The following is an 18,401-nucleotide window of genomic DNA, read 5'->3' as shown; positions in this document are numbered from 1 at the left end:
TCAGGCGCCGTTGGCCTGGAACTGCTTTTGCAACTCCACGAGGGCTGGCGATGCAGGGGTGATGTGGTTACGGGTTTGCGCCTCGATCAGCCAGCCGCTGCGGTGCAGCTCTTTGACGATGGGGTCGAGCCGGGCCTGGGTGTCGGCCTCACCGCGACGGGTCCAGATCACTGAAGGCGCGGGGTTGAGTTCAGGCGTCAGCGCGCGATACCCCTGCCATTCGGCAGAGTCACCAAGCAATGGATTGATCAGCGTAGCGTCGTGTACGGCGGCAACGCAGTTGTTCCCGCGCAGCGCCAGCAACGATTCGGAGGAGCTTTTGAAAGCCTTGATCTGAGCCCCGAACTCGGTCAGCGGTTTGACGTAACTGCTGCCCTGGGAAGTGCAGACCGGTTGGTCCTTGAGGTCTTCCCAGCGGGTGATCGGGCTGTCTTTGAGTACCGCGGCGCTACCGCCAACGCGGTAAAACGGGGTGGGTACCGAACCGAGGATCTCGCCGCGCTCAGGGGTCCATTCCATGTTGGCGATCAACAGATCGACTTTGCCCTGCTGCAAAAACTGCACGCGGTTGGCGGGCAACACCGGCACCAGTTGCACCTCGGCCCCCAGCTGGCGCCCCAGCTCTTGTGCGAGGTCGACATTCAGGCCCCGAGGCTTCTGGGTGGCAGGATCAATCCCGCCAAAGGGGCCGCCTGAGAGCAGCACACCGACCACCAGCACATGCCGTTGCTCGATCTTGTCCAGTGTTGCATCGGCACGGGCAGCGGTGGCCACCGTCAGAGAAATCAGGGCGCCCAGCACGGCAGGCAAAAAACGGGTAATGGGTGAGCGCTCAATTAACATGGATATCCCCTTATGGATGACCGGCGTTCCCCGATCTGATAAGCGAGCATCCTAGGTACAGCGCTGAAGCAACGGAAATGCAAATATCTAATATCGTTATAACTCTGTGTATTCAAAAAACACGTCAAAAATGCATATCCCTGTATTTGCTGGGCGCAAATGTATTCAGGCGAAAACGGGCTCAACAAACACATAAGAATATGTAATCTTTATTCTCATCCTCTTGATACAAGGCAGGCCGAAAACCACCATGGAGACCCTCGACCTCGAATTACTGCGCACCTTTATTGCCGTGGTAGACCACCACGGCTTTGCCCAGGCAGGCGCGCAACTGGCCCGCACGCAATCGTCGGTCACCCAGCAGATGCAGCGCCTGGAGCAGCAGGTCGGAGTGAGCCTGTTCGAGAAACGCGGGCGCCAAAAGCAGCTCACCGAAGCCGGCCAGCAGTTGCTGCGCCATGCCCGGCAAATGCTCACCCTCAACGACGAGGCGCTCAACTCCTTGCGCGAAAACAGCCTCAGTGGCGTGCTGCGCATCGGATCGCCCCACGACATTGCAGACACCATACTGCCGCCGATCCTCAGCCATATCGCCCGTTCGGCTCCGCGTTTGCGCCTGGAAATCGATGTTGGCCGCAGCCCGTTCCTGATGGACGACCTGCACCGCGGCAAGGTCGACATGGTGATCTCCACGCGCCAGGCCCCGAACCTCGAAGGTTTCCCGTTGCGCACCTCGCCGGTGTGGTGGATCTGCTCGGCGCAGTACGTCCACACCCCCGGCGAACCCTTGCCGCTGATCCTGGTGGATGAGCCGAGCATCTACCGGCGCTACGCCCTGGAGGCCCTGGAACAGGCCAATATTCCCTGGCGCCAGGCGTACCTGGCCTCGAACCTGATCGGCATCAAGGCGGCAATCCGCGCAGGGCTCGGGGTAACCCCAAGAAGCATGGAAATGCTCGGCCCCGACATGCGTGTGCTGGGTGAAAACGATGGCCTGCCCCGCCTGCCGGACGTGACGTATTACCTGTGGATCCGCGCCAACACGGTGAACCCGTTGGTACGCCGGGCCTATGAGCTGATCAAGAGCAGTCAGGGGTCGCCGACCGCAGCCTCGCTCCACTCATCAGCGATTACAGGCGATCAACAAAACCCCAGGCCGGTTTCGTAAGTACACCGCATCTACAACCTGTCCATGCCGCCCCTGAATACCTATAAGGAAATACCGAAGATGCCAGGCACTGCCCCGCTCCAACGCCCTGCCAGCTCCGCGCCGAGCCGGACCTTTGTCTATGTGTCCAACGCCGCTGACGGCACCCTCAGCAGCTACCAACTGTCCGCCGAAGGCCAATTGCAGCCCCTGGCCACCCTCGAAGCGGGTGCAGGCGCCATGTCCCTCGCCCTGAGCCCCGACCGCAGCAAGCTCTACGCCTCCATCCGGGGCAAACCCTTTACGCTGGCCACCTACGACATCGACCCGGCCAACGGCGTACTCACGCTTGTGAAAAGCGCCACGGCGGCCGACAGCCTGGTCTATATCTCGACCGACAACAGCGGGCGCTACCTGTTTGGCGCGTCCTACGGTGACGACCTGCTCAGCGTCAACGCAATCAATGCCGAAGGCGTGGTCAGCGACAACCCGCAGCACGTGATCGAAACGGGGCCCAGCGCCCATTCGATCATCGTCGACGCCAGCAACCGCTTTGTGTACGCCACCATCCTGGGCGCCGACCAACTGCTGGCGTTCAACTTCGACCCCGCCAGCGGGGCACTCACCCCGCTGGCCACAGTCCAGCTGCCACAGGGCAGCGGGCCGCGCCATCTGGTTCTATCGGCGGACAACCGGTTTTTGTACCTGCTCAATGAAATGACCGCCAGCGTCAGTACCTTCGCTATCGACCCCCAAAGCGGGCAACTCAGCGCACTTGATGAAGTTGACGCACTGCCCGAAGGCTCGGGCCTGGCACGCGGTATGGGCCGGCCCATGCTCAAACCCGGGCAACCGGCACCGCCGCCCTTGGCGGACAACCTGATCTGGGCAGCGGATATCCGGCTGACGCCCAACGGGCGCTTCCTCTACACCTCGGAACGTACCGCCAGCACGGTGAGCGTGTTTGCAATCGACCCGCACAGCGGCTTGCCGCGCCGGGTGCAACACCTCAAGGTCGAGCAACAGCCCCGGGGGCTGGCCGTAGACCCGACGGGGCAATGGTTGCTGGTCACCGGTGAGAAAAGCCCCGAGGTGGGCGTGTATGCCATCGACCCGCACCTGGGCACCCTCACCCGCCATGCCGCCGCGCCCTCGGGCAAGGGTGCGAACTGGGTGCTGACCGTCAGTTATCCGTAGCCCCACAGGTGGCTTGCGGGGCGGACAAGGCCGCCCCGCAAAATAACCGCTTCACCCGCAAAGCTGCGCTATACCTCAATCTGAGCCGTTGACTGCCTGGTGCTGCTAGCTAAATAGTTAGCTAGCTAATTTGTTTGTTATGATCGACCCGGTAATAACCTCACCGTGATTGCAAAAGCCCCACCCCATAACGACAACCTGCAACGACAGGAAGCACCATGAACAGCCTGATTGAAAATAACAGCCCTTGTGCGCTAATACCGTCCAGGCGGACGCTGCTTAAAGGCATGCTCACTGCCTACACCGCCTCCCTGATCCCTTTCGCGCTGGCCGAAACGGTCGACACCCCCGAACAAGGCGCCTTTGTCGCCTTATCGGCGATCATCGCCGGTCGCCAAAGCCTCGACCCGGTGCTGGCAAACATGCTGTTCAAGGCACTGGTTGAGCAGGACCCGGGCTTTGCCCAGTCGTCCAAAGACCTGCTGGCCCTGATCAATGAGCGCCAGCTGGAACCGATGCACCTGCAAAAAACCCTCGATGACGAAAAATCTGCGCTGGCCGGTGTGCCGCGCAAGATTGCCACCGCCTGGTTCATGGGCGTGGTAGGCAGCGGTGCACAGGCGCGATGCCTGGCTTACGAGCATGCACTGAATGCGCAAATAGTTGCCGATGTGCTCAAGCCGCCGACCTATGCCTATGGCGTGTACGGCAGCTGGGCACGCAACCCGACCACCGAGGTGAGCAATCATGTCTGATCAACTGTCTGCAGACATCGTCATTATCGGCTCGGGGATCTGCGGCGCCATGGCCGCCACCCACCTGCTCAAGCAAGGCGCTTCGGTGCTGATCCTGGAAGCCGGCGGCCCCATCGAGCGCGGCCGTGTGGTCGCAGCCTTTCGCAATTCGACGCGCAAAAGCGACTGGATGTCGCCCTACACCTGCAGTGAATGGGCCCCGCACCCGGTATACAAACCGACAGACAACGGCTACCTGATCCAGGGCGGCCCCTACCCCTACCCTGCTGAATATATCCGTGGCGTGGGCGGTACCACCTGGCACTGGGCAGCCCAGGCCTGGCGTCTGGTGCCAGGCGACATGCGCATCAAGACCCTCTACAACCTGGGCGTCGACTGGCCCATGACCTACGAAGAACTCGATCCGTTCTACCAGGCGGCGGAAGAGATCTGGGGCGTGTCCGGAGCCGACAACACCGGCTCCCCCCGCAGCCAGCCGTTTCCGATGGAGCCTGTAACCGAACCCTACGCCATGCGCCGGATCCGCGAGCGCCTTGCCCCCACTTACGCGGTGGTGGGCAACACCACGGCCCGTAACAGTCGCGCCTACGACGGTCGCCCGGCCTGTTGCGGCAACAACAGCTGCCAGCCGATCTGCCCGATCGACGCGCAATACCATGGCGGCATTGCGATCAAGACGGCCGTGGACGCAGGCGCAACACTGCATATCAACGCCGTGGTGTATCGCATAGAACACGACGACAAAGGCCGTATCGTTGCGGTGCACTACTACGACCCCGACAAGCAATCGCACCGCGTCACTGGCAAGACCTTCATCCTCGCCGCCAACGGCATTGAAAGCCCGAAACTGCTGCTGATGTCGGCCAGCGAAAAATACCCCAACGGCCTGGCCAACAGCTCCGGCATGGTGGGCCGCAACCTGATGGATCACCCGAGCACCTCACTCACCTTCGATGCCGAAGAAGAGCTGTGGCTCGGACGCGGCCCGCAAAGCCCAAGCTCGATCAACACCATGCGCGACGGCCAGTTCCGCTCACAACATGCACCGTACCGCCTCGACTTCACCAATATTTCGCGGGTCAACGGTGCGACCGATGCGCTGATTGCCAACGGCGTATACGGCACCGAATTCGAGAAGCAACTGCGTCACCGTGCGGCCTTTGAAATGAGCCTCAAGGACGTGCTGGAAGTGCTGCCAAATCCCGAAAACCGCATTAGCCTCAGCGATCAAAAAGACAAGCTGGGGCTGCCAAAACCCAAGGTCAACTACGCCATCGACGAGTACACCCGCAAGGGTGCAGTGCAGTCGCACAAGGACTTCGCCCGGATTGCCGAGCTGATGGGCGGCACCAACCTGCGCTACAGCGCCGAAGGCAGCTTCGCCAACAACCAGCACATCACCGGCACCATGAGCATGGGTACAGACCCGAAAACCTCGGTGTGCGACAGCTATGGCCGCACCCATGACCACGACAACCTGTTTATTTGCAGCACCGGTGTAATGCCCACCTCTGCCACCATGAACTCGACCCTGACCGCCGCCGCACTGACGTTGCGCACCGCCCAACACATCCTGCCGGACCGGATCATCGCCACACAACAAGGGCGGGGCTGAACCATGAATCGGACCCTCACTTCATTCGCGGCCCTGATGCTGGTAGCCCTCAACGCCAACGCCGGCGACGACGCACAGATCCAGCGTGGCAAATACCTGTCCACCGCAGGTGACTGCGTGGCCTGCCACAGCGTGCCCGGCGGCAGGCCGTTTGCAGGCGGCCTGGCATTACCCACCCCGATTGGCGAAATCATCGCCACCAATATCACCCCGTCAAAAACCGCCGGTATCGGCAACTACAGCCTGGAGCAATTCAGCGACGCAGTGCGCAAAGGCATTCGCGCCGATGGCCAGCACCTGTACCCGGCCATGCCTTACACCTCGTACGCCAAAGTCAGCGATGAAGACATCCAGGCCATGTATGCCTACTTCATCAATGCCGTAGAACCGGTAGACACGAGCACCCAAGCCACCGCCCTGCCGTTCCCGTTCAATATCCGCCTGTCCATGGCGGGCTGGAACCTGCTGTTCCTGGACAGCAAGCCCTTCGTCGCCGACGCTGGCCGCGATGCCCAATGGAACCGGGGTGCCTACCTGGTACAAGGCCTGACCCACTGCGGCACCTGCCATACACCGCGCAACCTGCTGATGGCCGAAATGCCGTCCAGGGAACTGGCGGGGGGCGATGTTGGCCCCTGGCATGCGCCCAATATCACCTCGGATCGCAACAGCGGTATTGGTGGCTGGGACAATGCAGAGCTGGTCGCCTACCTCAAGACCGGCGAAGCCCAAGGCAAGGCCCAGGCTGCCGGGCCCATGGCCGAAGCGGTGGATCACAGCCTGCAGCACCTCAGCGACAGCGACCTGCAAGCGATTGCCGTCTACCTCAAGAGCGTGCCTGCCTGGCAAGAAGCGGCCGACAGCAAACCGGTGTATGCCCTGGGGCAAAAAACCGATGAGCTGGACAGTATTCGCGGCGTGGCCTTGCCGGAAGATGGCGACAAAATGACCGGAGCCCAGCTGTACGATGCCTATTGCAGCACCTGCCATCAGGCGCAAGGCCAGGGCAGCTTCGACGGTGGCCTGCCATCGTTGCTGCACAACACTGCGGTCGGGCGCAGTCATCCCAACAACCTGGTGATGGCAATACTGGACGGTGTCAAACGCGGCGCTGACGGCCAGGACATCAGGATGCAAGGCTTTGCCAACACCCTGAGCGATCAGCAAGTGGCGACACTGGCCACCTACCTGACCGGGCATTACGGCAACCCGCAAGTCAACGTCAGCTCAGCTCAGGTCAAGGAACTGCGCGCAGGCGGCCCGACATCACACCTGGCCGCTCTGGCCCAGGGCGCGATTGGCGCAGGGGTGGTGGTGCTGATCTTGCTGGGGTTGTGGTGGGTGAGGCGTAAACGTCAGCCCTGACAGCAGCCGCTGATGGAGTGCATCCCGGGGTTTGCCAGGCAAAACCCGGGATGCCATCGAGGGTCAAATAAAACAGCGAGGGTCGCGCAACAGCGCCTCCAGCTCCAACGGCGGCAGGGGCCGGCAAAACAGGTAGCCTTGAACCTGGTCACAACCGTTCTCGGTCAAGAATTCCAACTGTTCAACCGTCTCCACCCCTTCAGCAATAACCTCCAATTCAAGGCTGTGGGCCAGCTCAATGATGGTACGGGCGATGGCCGCATCCTGAGGGTTATTGGTGACCTCGCGGATAAACGCGATATCAATTTTCAGCTTGTCGATGGGAAACCGGCTCAGGTAAGCAAGGCTCGAATACCCGGTACCAAAGTCATCAATCGAGATCTTCACCCCGATATCTCGAAGCGTCAGCAAGCTGGCGACGGTGTGGGGCGTATTTTCCAGCAGCGACCCTTCGGTCAGCTCCACTTCAAGCCATTGCGGCTCCAGCTGATGGGCCTTGAGCGAGCGCTGGATATCATTGACCAGATCCCCTTCGCTGATCTGCTGCGCCGACACGTTCACCGCAACTTCCACCTGCCCCAGACCCGCTTGCTGCCAAATCGAAATCTGATTGCACACCCGGTCAATCACCCACTGACCCACGTGGGAGATAAGCCCAAGGCTCTCCAGCACCGGCACAAACACCGCTGGAGAAACCGTGGTCATCCCCGGCCGGTGCCAGCGCAACAGCGCTTCGACACCGCAGATCTGACCGTCAACCAAGCCTATCTTGGGTTGGTAATACACTTCGAATGCCTGCTTGCGCACCGCATCGCGCAGCGCAGTTTCCAGTTCCTGGCGCGCCAGAACCTCGACATTCATCTGCGCTGTATAAAACCTGTAAGTATCCCTGCCCGCCAGCTTGGATCGGCCCATGGCCGTATTCGCATGCTTGATCAGCCGGTGTGCGTCAGCTCCATCGTCCGGGTACAGGGCAATGCCGATACACGCCGTGAGCGGGATGTCATGCCCGGGCAGCTTGAACGGCTCGCGCAGCACTTCACGGATGCGATCCACCATCTGCCGGGGCCCGGGCTGGCCCTTGCGGATCATCAGGATCAATGCCAGTTCGTCACCGTCCATCCGCCCCAGGGTGTCACTGACGTTCAGGCAATTGGACAGGCGATGGCTGAACTCGGCCAACACCTGATCCCCCATCGCATGGCCCCAGGTCTGGTTGATGTTTTTAAGATCGTTGAGGCCAACCGTGACCACGGCCAACTGCCAGCCCCGCAGCTCCGCCTGGGTCAGGCCCATCTGCAACGTGGTGTAGAACAGGTTGCGATTGGGCAAGCCGGTCAGCGGGTCGTAGTTGACCATTTTCAGCAGGCGCTCATCACCGCCCATCGCCGTGCGGAACCGCTCCAGGTCGATGGTGCGCTTTTGCAGTTGCTGCTCCAGCATCAGGGTGTTGACCGCCTGATTGTCGCCAAAGGCCTTGAGCCGTAACAGGTTGCGCACCCGCAACCACAGCTCGTCACTGGCCACCGGCTTGCTGAGAAAGTCTTCAGCCCCCGCCTCCAGCCCCAACAAACGGGCACTTTGCTCGCCAAGGGCCGACAGCATGATGATCGGGATATTGGCCGTCGACTGGTTGGCCTTGAGCTGGCGGGCCACCTGATAACCGTCAGTGCCCGGCAACATGGCGTCCAGCAGGATCAAGTCCGGCGCCTGTTGCGCCACCATGGCCAGGGCCTGTTCACCGGAGCTGGCCGTCAGCGTGCGGTAACCCTGGTCTTGCAACAGCAGCTCCAGCAGTTCGCGAACATGTACATCATCGTCAACGATCAACAGTGTGGCAGGTGTATTGGACATGGAGAGCGCTCAAATAAGAGGCTGCAAAGGCGGCTTGAGGCCTGATCTGCTGGAGGCTGGCCCGTCACTCGTCACTGCGAGGCCATATAAGGATGGAGTAAAGCACCGATATGGGCCCTTCACCACGGGCGGCAACCAATCAAAGCAGCACCCGGGCGCAAAAAACAAAAAAGCACCCGAAGGTGCTTTTTGTCAGCGTGACGGCTTAACGGCTCATGCCACCGTTTTGGCCCGCGCGCTGTGCAGTTTTTTGTAGCTTTCGATCAGGCGCAGGTGCCTGTCGAGGCCTTCCAGCTTCATGCTGGTGGGTGTAAGGCCGTAAAAACGTACGCTGGCGTCCACCGAACCAATCGCGGCATCGGTGCGCTCGCTGCCAAACATCCGGCGGAAGTTGGCCTCGTAGTCTTCCAGCTCAAGGTCCTCGTCCAGCTTCATTTCCAGCACCACGTTCACAGCCTGGTAGAACAAGCCACGTTCGACGGTGTTGTCGTTGTACTGCAGGAACATTTCGACCGCTTCTTTAGCCTCTTCAAATTGCTGAAGGGCGAGATGGATCAGCAGCTTCAACTCCAGAATCGTCAACTTGCCCCAAGGCGTGTTCTCGTCAAACTCGATACCGATCAATGTGGTGATATCGGTGTAGTCATCCAGTTCGCTCTCCACCAGACGCTCAACCAGTGCCTGCAGGCCCTCATCGTCCAGAGCGTGCAAGTTGAGGATATCGGCACGGAAAAACAGCGCTTTGTTGGTGTTGTCCCAGATCAGGTCATCCGCCGGGTAAATCTCCGAATAGTCCGGTACCAGAATGCGGCAGGCCTTGGCGCCGATATGCTCGTACACGGCCATGTACACCTGCTTGCCCATGCCTTCGAGAATGCCGAACAGAGTCTCGGCTTCCTGGGCATTGGAGTCTTCACCCTGGCCGGAGAAGTCCCACTCGACAAATTCGTAATCCGACTGGGAGCTGAAGAAGCGCCACGACACCACACCGCTGGAATCGATGAAGTGCTCAACGAAGTTGTTGGGCTCAGTCACCGCGTGACCTTCAAAGGTCGGCTGCGGCAAATCATTGAGGCCTTCGAAACTGCGGCCTTGCAGCAGCTCGGTGAGGCTGCGCTCCAGCGCCACTTCCAGACTCGGGTGAGCGCCGAACGAAGCGAAAACACCCCCCGTACGCGGGTTCATCAGGGTGACGCACATCACCGGGAACTCACCGCCCAGGGACGCATCCTTGACCAGCACCGGGAACCCCTGCTCTTCAAGCGCCTGGATACCGGCCAGAATCCCGGGATACTTGGCCAGCACGGCTGGCGGCACATCCGGCAGGGCGAACTCACCCTCGATGATTTCACGCTTCACCGCACGCTCGAAAATCTCCGACAAGCACTGCACCTGAGCTTCGGCCAGGGTATTGCCGGCGCTCATGCCGTTGCTCAGGAACAGGTTTTCGATCAGGTTGGACGGGAAATACACCACCTCACCGTCCGATTGGCGCACAAACGGCAACGAACAGATACCGCGCTCTTCATTCCCGGAGTTGGTGTCAATCAGATGCGAGCCACGCAGCTCGCCATCACGGTTGTAAACCTTCAGGCAGTACGGATCGAGAATCTCGACCGGCAGCTCATCCTTGCGCCCCGGCTTGAACCAGCGCTCCTCGGGGTAATGCACGAAGTCCGCGTTGGCGATCTCTTCGCCCCAGAACTGATCGTTATAGAAGAAGTTGCAGTTCAGACGCTCGATAAACTCCCCCAGGGCCGACGCCAGTGCGCCCTCCTTGGTGGAGCCCTTGCCATTGGTGAAACACATCGGCGACTGCGCATCGCGGATATGCAGCGACCACACATTGGGCACGATATTGCGCCACGAAGCGATTTCGATCTTCATGCCCAGGCCCGCCAGAATGGCCGACATATTGGCGATGGTTTGTTCCAGCGGCAGATCCTTGCCGGCAATGAAGGTGCCCTCACCGGAACCGGAAACAGGCATCAGCAAGGCCTGCGCATCGGCGTCCAGGTTCTCCACCTCTTCAATCACAAACTCAGGCCCGGTTTGCACCACCTTCTTGACCGTACACCGGTCAATGGAGCGCAAAATGCCCTGACGGTCCTTGGCGCTGATATCAGCCGGCAGCTCGACCTGAATCTTGAAAATCTGGTTATAGCGGTTTTCCGGGTCAACAATATTGTTCTGCGACAGCCGGATATTATCGGTGGGGATATTACGGGTATCGCAGTACAGCTTTACAAAGTAAGCCGCACACAACGCCGACGAAGCCAGAAAGTAATCGAACGGACCAGGTGCCGAGCCATCGCCCTTATAGCGGATCGGCTGATCGGCAACCACGGTGAAGTCATCAAACTTGGCTTCAAGTCGAAGGTTGTCGAGAAAATTGACCTTGATTTCCATGCAGGATTACCAGAATAACCAGTTAAATAATTGGCGGTCATTATCCGGCTTTTGAGCTTGAAGTCTTGCGCTTTTGCACACCCACCGCCCACCGGCACACGTCAAAACCCGTATTCAGATCGCAGCCACAACACAAAACCTGTAGCTGCTCTGGGCATCCCCAGTGGGAGCGAGCCTGCTCGCGAAAGCCGTTCGCGAGCAGGCTCGCCCCCACAGCTGAAGCTTTACAGAAGCGGCAGCCGAGGAACGAAGACTGCGTTCGGCGACGAAACCGTCGAAAAAACCATTCCGCGCGGCGTTACAGAGACACAACTCACCCAATCCCTCTGCCATGTCCACAGACTTCACTCAAGTGACTTACTTGCGACAAGTCATATATGCGACACTTCCTGCATGCACTAACTTCCCGGGCAAACTAACAAGTTAACGCTTATATGAACCGCTTCGCGCCAACTAACATTCAGAGTTCCACCCACAACCCGAACATATGAAAACCGCTTCACCGCCGCTATATACACAGGCATGTCATAATGCCACTATCGGCATATTGCACTGAGCACGGCGCGACCCGGATGCCAGATCCGCGCCCCGAAAACCCGCGTTCAGACCAATAAAAAACGGCCTTCGCTCACCAGATTCACCTGGTGACGGCCCCGGCAAGGGCTTCACCACAGCCCGGGGCAGCGCCTGCTAGCACAGGGCCACGCCCCTGATACCTGCCATTGGGCAGGGTTATTTTTAGTCGAGAATGGCAAAAATGTTATTTATTGTCAGTCGATAGCTATTGATTAGCAGCTATGTAGCCCGAATAAAAATCTTTGCCTATTTAAAGGTTGATATTGCGATGGCTTCGCAGTTAGTATTTTCGGTATTCACTTCGTAACGACCCATTATCCGTAATAAAGCGGGAGCAACTGTGCTTCCGCCCAGGCCATCGCCACATCAAACTGATGAGGGCAGCCTTTATTGATAGGCACCGCCATTCCCTGGATCGGGGATATTGGTCGTGGCGAATCGTTAAATGCTCTCGCCGGCTGAGCATGTTTGGCACAAAGGAAGCTGCCTTGTTTAAACGAATCATGATTGTCTGCATTGGCAATATTTGCCGCAGCCCTACCGCCGAACATCTCATGCGGGTCGCCTTGACGCCGTCCGACATCGTCGTGAGCTCCGCAGGCCTCAGCGCCGTAAAAAGCAAGCCCATCGAAGCCACTGCTGCCGCTGTTCTTGAAGAACACGGCCACGCCGTGCCTGAACACATCTCCACCCAACTGACTGCCGCCAAGATAAATGAGGCTGATCTTATATTGGTCATGGAACAACACCATATTGGTGGTGTCCTAAGCCTCGCTCCCGAGGCGAGGGGCAAAGTGTTTCTGCTGGGCAAATGGCAAGACAACCGCGAAATCAACGACCCGTACCGCCAGGGCAAGCCTGCTTTTGTGCACGCGTACGCACTGATTGACGCCGCTGTAAATGCATGGGCCCAGCGTATTAAACGCTGAGTCATTCCACGAATTATCTGTGAAGAAAAAGAACCGACTTATGCAGCAAGCACCCGTGACAAAGCCCCATGAACAAGATGACGACAACGACGAAATTGACCTTATGGGGCTGTTGGGCACGCTGCTCGACCACAAATGGTTGATTGCCGGGGTTACGGGCGCCTTTATGGTTGCAGGCGTTGCTTACGCGCTGCTGGCTACACCGGTGTACCAGGCGAATGCGCTGATTCAGGTTGAACCCAAGAAAAGTGACCCGCTGGGTTTCTCTGATATCGGAGGAATGTTGGGCAAAGAATCGCCATCGGCAACAGAAATTGAACTGATCAAGTCGCGTAAAACTATCGGCACTGCGGTCGATAATTTGCAGTTGGATATCGAAATTGAACCCAACTATTTCCCACTGATCGGCGAATTTTTAGCCCGTCGTTTTAAACCAGAACCAGGCACCGACTTGGCCTCTCCAGTGCTGGGCTTTAACAGTTATGCCTGGGGCGGGGAACAACTAAAAATCGCCGAACTTGAATTGCCTGCTGAGTTATTAGGCCAGGAACTGACCCTGATTAACGGAGAAGCGGGCAATTTTGTCTTGAAAGACGAAGACAACAATATTCTGGCTGAAGCCATGGTCGGAGAACTGTACAACAAAGAGGGTATCAAGTTACTCGTTGAGCGTTTGCGCGCAAACCCTGGAACGGAGTTCAGTGTCACGCGCGAGCCTCGCCTCACAGCTATTTTGAATTATCAGAAAGTGCTGGATGTAGCGGAGCGCGGTAAAGAATCCGGCATGATCAGCCTTGCGCTAGAGAGCACAGACCCCTCGAAAGCAATCCAGACGCTCAATGAAATTGCCCGTCTGTATGTACAGCAAAATATTGAGCGTACTTCCGCTGAAGCAGAGCAGAGCCTAGGCTTCCTGAAAGACCAACTGCCGCAAGTACGTCAGGATCTGGAAAAAGCTGAAAATGCATTGAATGCATTTCAAATTCGCAGCAAGTCGATTGATATCAGCCTTGAAGCCAAGGCCATTCTCGACCAGATAGTGGCACTGGACACCAGTATCTCCACCTTGAAACTGCAACAAGCCGAGATGGACCGTAAATTCACCCCTCAGCACCCGGCCTATCGTGCACTGATGGGGCAACTGGCGGAACTAACCAGCAAACAAAAACGGCTCGCCAAACAGGTTGAGGGGCTGCCAACCACCCAACAGGAAGTGTTAAGCCTGACCCGCGACCTTAAAGTCAGCACCGAAATTTATACCCAGTTACTGAACAAATCCCAGGAACTGGACGTGATGCGTGCCGGCACCGTCGGCAATGTGCGCCTGATCGATGTCGCCGATGTAGATACGCGTAGCCCGGTCAAGCCAAATAAACCCTTGATCGTGCTGATTGCCACCTTGCTCGGCGGCTTGATAGCCGTTGGTTATGTATTGTTTCGCAAGGCCCTGAATCGCGGCGTGGAAAACCCGGAAGATATCGAAAAGCTTGGCCTGCCGGTGTATGCCTCCATTCCATTCAGCTCCCTGCAAAAAGTAGAAGACGGCAAAAGCTCATCCGGCCGTGGCCGCCGTGCGACCCCCCTGCTTGCCAGCAGCCACCCGACAGACCTGGCGATTGAAGGCCTGCGCAGCCTGCGCACCAGCTTGCACTTTGCCATGCTGGAAGCCGACAACAACCGCCTGATGATTTCCGGCCCAAGCCCCAAAGTGGGCAAGTCCTTTGTGTCGGCCAACCTGGCCGCAGTTATCGCCCAATCCGGCCAGCGTGTGTTGTTGGTGGACGTGGACATGCGCAAAGGCTATATCCACAAAATGTTCGACATCCCGGTTGAAAACGGCTTGTCCGACCTGCTGACCAAGCGCTGCGACCTGAACGCAGCCACCCATAAAACAGAGGTCGAAAACCTGTTTGTGATTGGCCGCGGGCAAATTCCGCCCAACCCGTCTGAACTGTTGATGCATAAAAACTTCAGCGAGTTCCTCGAGCAGGTCAGCGCCCAGTACGACTTGGTCATCCTTGACACCCCGCCATTCCTGGCGGTTACCGATGCCGCCATTGTCGGCCGCCAGTCGGGCACCAACCTCATTGTGACCCGCTTCGAACTCAACCCGGCCCGTGAAGTTGAACTGACCATGCGCCGCTTTGCGCAGAATGGTATCGACCTTAAAGGCGCCATTTTCAACGGGGTAGAACGCCGCGCTTCGGCCAAGTATGGCTATGGCGCTTATGGGTATTACAACTACGAATACAAGTCCGACAAAGTTTAATTTACCTAAGACTGCTTACTACCTTGGCGCCCTGACAACATAAGGGCGTTTTTTAGTGCTTATTCAGGACAGAGCACAATAACAACCGATAGTATCCGCTTTCAGGGAGTAGCATTTAATCCTGGGGCGGTAGCATTCCTGAACACCTGCTACGGCAACTTATAGCAAAATGTACTGCTAGTACCATAAAGCACTATTTGGCTCATACATCTTAATGTTATTTGATGACCGCAGATGCATCGTATATCGTATTAGTTCGTACGTGTAGCAGGCGACAGCCTTAGTCCAGGTCGAACCAAAGAAATGAGAAACTCTGAGCTTTCTAATATGGATAGTATGTTTGGAAACGAATCTTCATCAGCTACACAAGTTGAACTTATCAGATCTCGCATCAACATCGGCACCGCTGTCGATAATCTGAAACTAGTCGGTAGAATTTCACTTCCATCCACCTTGTGACAGTTGTCGCGCAAACTGCGCCAGCAAGCAGTGCTCGCTAGATTTGAATCTGTGCAAAGGTTATTTACGTAAAGTCATGGGAGCCTCAGGCAAAAATAGTCTGTCGGAAATTCTGGCCGAACGCCAAAACCACGATACGGCAATTCACGCAATAGGCATCAAAACCTGACGAAATTGATCTGACAAAAACTTGATTGTGACACGCTTTTTCGTCTCTATCTTGTAAAATTCAATTCTCAGTCATGTGCATAAGAGAGTTTTAGCCAAATATACTTATTATCAATACGAATATTGATCTGATTTATTTTGATTTCAAGCACTGAAAATTGTTACTTCCGCTTTTCGTCACAGAGCAACTCGAAAAACTCGATATATGTCATCGCTTGCAGGAATCAGAGAATAATGCTGTGGCGGTAGCATGCCGAGAGATAACACCATCACCATTCGAAAATGTTTTTCTGCAAACCACAAACACTAGCAATAATTTACCATCAAGCCTGCACAGCTTAAACTTCTGCAGGACGTAATCATTCATCAATCAAACGGTAGCAAAAATATTAAAAACTTCAAAAATATATTTCACCTGCAGATGAACATCAAGAAGATGTTACACGCCATATCATTTCTTTGGCTTGGCTCTTTACTGGGTGCCTTCTGTGCTTTCATAACACAGGTGATCTTGGCGCGAACACTAGGACCTACAGAGTATGGCGCTTTTGCATCTGCACTTTCGGCAGCATCGATACTTGTCCCTGTAGCGGGTTTTGGAGTCGCTCAACTCTGGCTAAAAATCTTCGGTGTTGAAGGTCACGCAGGCATAAGATGGATTTCACCATCATTTGATTTCATAAAATTTTCAGGGATTTTTTCTATAGCTGCAATAATTACCTGGGCAATAATTGGACCGAATACAAAGGTAACGCAATACTCACTAGTAATACTTAGCACATATATAATTCAACAACTATATTTAGAGCTAACAAGCTCTAAACTGCAACTCGAAGAGAGGTATTTATTACTTAGCGCAATCCAAATAATACCGCACGGACTAAGATTAATTTTAATTTCAGCTGCCATTCTATTCACACCGTATGCAATAGACTCCCTAACAACCTCTATCATATACGCGCTAGTGTCCCTTCCAGTCATAATATGGGGCGTGCGCGAGATGTCTAAACTAAAAAATGGAAAGTTGGCGCTGAAAGGTCATTCAATCAAGCAGTCAACATTTCAAACAAAAAAACCTTCAGTCAAAGAAGTTGCAATTGACGCCTTCCCATTCGGGATGGCAGCAACTTTCCACTTGATAATGTTTCAAATAAACATTTTAATTGTAGGGTTAATTAACGGCCCAACTCAATCTGCATCTTATGCCGTAGCCTTTTCCGTCATGACAGCTGTCTATCTGGTACCCAATGTTATTTATCAAAAATTTCTTTTACCAAAACTTCATAGATGGGCAAATCACGACAGAGAAAAGTTTCTAAAAGTTTATAATATTGGGACTAAAGCAATGCTGACATTAGGAATATTGGCATTTGCTAGTATCATCTCGCTAGCTCCCTGGGCAATTCCAATATTATTCGGCGAAGAATACAAATCATCTATCGTAGTTTTGCAGGTTTTAGCCATCTGCGCCCCTATTAGGTTTGTTGCAAGCAACGCTGGCTCCGCCCTATTGACCCAGGAACACATGAAGATAAAAGTATACCTTATGGGTATTTCCGCGCTGACCATGATAACTTTGAGCCTTCTACTAATACCAAAATACGAAGTGATAGGCGCAGCAGTATCAACAGTGCTATCTGATCTCCTACTACTAGTACTGTACTACTACTTTGCTCAAAAGAAAGTAGTAGGAAAATCTATACCACATGAACCTCAATGAGAAACAATTAATATGGGCACCCTAGAAGTGTTAGAAAATTTATCACTCTATCTAGAGTCAGAAAAAATATGGTACAGAAAAAATTACAATATTAAGTTCGAGACGTTTTACAAGACCGGTGGGAATGTAAATACATATATCTGCCCAAACTCGGTTAGCGATTTAATAAAAGCAACAAAGTATCTTATCCAAAAAAAAATAGAGTTTAAAACCATAGGATTCACCTCCAACGTACTTCTTTTCGATGAAATTGAATACTCTGTAATATTATCCACCAAGAACGTAGTCGGCATTGAAGTTGCGGATGGATATATAGATGTAGAGGGCGGGTACTCATTACAGGACTTTGTCAGAGTAGCGGTAATACATAGCGCGAAAGGTTTTGAGGGTCTCGAAGGCATCCCTGGCAGCGTCGGCGGTGGTGTTTTCATGAATGCAGGGGCCTACGGATATTCAATTTCTGACAAAATAATTTCAGTTGAATACATTGACGAAGCAGGCAATATAAAAACCGCGCCAAAAGAAATGTGTAAATTCAACTATAGAACATCAACCTTCAAAGGTACGCGGAATATAATAACAAGAGTCCGATTTAAAATTGAAACAGGCGACCAAGAAGAGATCGCTGATAAAATCGAGGCTTTTCATATAGCACGACACTCATACCAAGAGTTTTGCTACCCGAATTTAGGAAGTATGTTTTCAGTAAACGGTAACTTCTACCAAGAAATTATTCGAAATGAAACAAAACTATATAATGCCGCATTTATTTTAACAAAATTATTATATAAAAACCCAATAACTAAATTTTTCAACAGAAAGAAACCTAACAATACCCCTCTAAACTGGCTGCTAGCAAAAAAGATTAGCGTAAACAACTATACCCCATCTAAGAAAAGTATGAATATTTTCATTAATAGAGGAACCTCACCTATTGGAGATTCATTAGATTACATGATTGAAATTAAAAAAAGGTTAGGATCTAGATTCCACATTGAAAATGAATTGATACTGGAACCCTCCGTGGCAATAAAACCTGAATTTATCGAAACCTATAAAAAAATAAAAGCCAATTTAATCAATTAAATATAAAAT

At 54.7% G+C, this 18,401-nt stretch carries 11 protein-coding genes and 1 pseudogene; 9 read left to right on the top strand and 3 right to left on the bottom strand.

The window, feature by feature from the left end:
* Complete coding sequence (locus tag BLW11_RS14035) at positions 1–843, bottom strand: transporter substrate-binding domain-containing protein (protein WP_048358180.1); 843 nt, start codon at positions 841–843, stop codon at positions 1–3.
* A 250-nt stretch (positions 844–1,093) separates the two neighbouring features.
* On the opposite strand from BLW11_RS14035, the pseudogene BLW11_RS14030 reads away from it, so the two are divergent.
* From BLW11_RS14030 to BLW11_RS14010, 5 genes and pseudogenes are all read left to right on the top strand, one after another.
* Positions 1,094–1,939, top strand: a pseudogene (locus tag BLW11_RS14030) (LysR substrate-binding domain-containing protein); the annotation flags it as partial.
* A gap of 132 nt (positions 1,940–2,071) precedes the next feature.
* Positions 2,072–3,187 carry a lactonase family protein gene (locus BLW11_RS14025; protein WP_048358181.1) on the top strand — a complete coding sequence of 372 codons (1,116 nt, stop codon included), beginning with the start codon at positions 2,072–2,074 and terminating at the stop codon, positions 3,185–3,187.
* A gap of 218 nt (positions 3,188–3,405) precedes the next feature.
* Positions 3,406–3,942: a sugar dehydrogenase complex small subunit gene (locus tag BLW11_RS14020; RefSeq protein WP_048358182.1), complete on the top strand. Its 537-nt coding sequence runs from the start codon at positions 3,406–3,408 to the stop codon at positions 3,940–3,942.
* The gene (locus BLW11_RS14015; RefSeq protein ID WP_048358183.1) at positions 3,935–5,557 is read left to right on the top strand and encodes a GMC family oxidoreductase; all 1,623 of its coding nucleotides are present in this window, start codon (positions 3,935–3,937) and stop codon (positions 5,555–5,557) included. The genes BLW11_RS14020 and BLW11_RS14015 overlap by 8 nt, the downstream gene beginning before the upstream one ends.
* Positions 5,558–5,560: 3 nt before the next feature.
* Entirely contained in the window at positions 5,561–6,922 is a 1,362-nt protein-coding gene (locus BLW11_RS14010) for a cytochrome c (RefSeq protein ID WP_048358184.1), read from the top strand.
* Positions 6,923–6,985: 63 nt separating this feature from the next.
* Here the strand turns inward: BLW11_RS14010 and BLW11_RS14005 are convergent, their stop codons facing one another.
* Together BLW11_RS14005 and BLW11_RS14000 are read right to left on the bottom strand one after the other, a co-directional pair.
* The gene (locus BLW11_RS14005) at positions 6,986–8,776 is read right to left on the bottom strand and encodes a putative bifunctional diguanylate cyclase/phosphodiesterase (RefSeq protein ID WP_048358185.1); all 1,791 of its coding nucleotides are present in this window, start codon (positions 8,774–8,776) and stop codon (positions 6,986–6,988) included.
* A gap of 213 nt (positions 8,777–8,989) precedes the next feature.
* Positions 8,990–11,185: an OsmC domain/YcaO domain-containing protein gene (locus tag BLW11_RS14000; protein ID WP_048358186.1), complete on the bottom strand. Its 2,196-nt coding sequence runs from the start codon at positions 11,183–11,185 to the stop codon at positions 8,990–8,992.
* A 1,064-nt stretch (positions 11,186–12,249) separates the two neighbouring features.
* On the opposite strand from BLW11_RS14000, the gene BLW11_RS13995 reads away from it, so the two are divergent.
* The 4 genes from BLW11_RS13995 to BLW11_RS13980 all read left to right on the top strand — a co-directional run bounded on the left by BLW11_RS13995 (position 12,250) and on the right by BLW11_RS13980 (position 18,392).
* A complete protein-coding gene (locus BLW11_RS13995) occupies positions 12,250–12,690 on the top strand; it encodes a low molecular weight protein-tyrosine-phosphatase (RefSeq protein ID WP_193790154.1) in 441 nt (146 codons plus the stop codon).
* A gap of 40 nt (positions 12,691–12,730) precedes the next feature.
* Positions 12,731–14,959: a polysaccharide biosynthesis tyrosine autokinase gene (locus tag BLW11_RS13990; RefSeq protein ID WP_048358188.1), complete on the top strand. Its 2,229-nt coding sequence runs from the start codon at positions 12,731–12,733 to the stop codon at positions 14,957–14,959.
* 1,048 nt (positions 14,960–16,007) lie between these two features.
* Entirely contained in the window at positions 16,008–17,306 is a 1,299-nt protein-coding gene (locus tag BLW11_RS13985) for an oligosaccharide flippase family protein (RefSeq protein ID WP_048358189.1), read from the top strand.
* Positions 17,307–17,318: 12 nt separating this feature from the next.
* Positions 17,319–18,392, top strand: a complete 1,074-nt coding sequence (locus BLW11_RS13980) for a UDP-N-acetylmuramate dehydrogenase (protein ID WP_048358190.1) — start codon at positions 17,319–17,321, stop codon at positions 18,390–18,392.
* Positions 18,393–18,401 lie beyond the last annotated feature (9 nt).

The sequence above is a fragment of the Pseudomonas deceptionensis genome (genome assembly GCF_900106095.1).
Classification (GTDB): domain Bacteria; phylum Pseudomonadota; class Gammaproteobacteria; order Pseudomonadales; family Pseudomonadaceae; genus Aquipseudomonas; species Aquipseudomonas deceptionensis.
The sequence above is the reverse complement of the archived record's forward strand: the minus strand, read 5'-3'. Positions and strand labels throughout refer to the sequence as shown.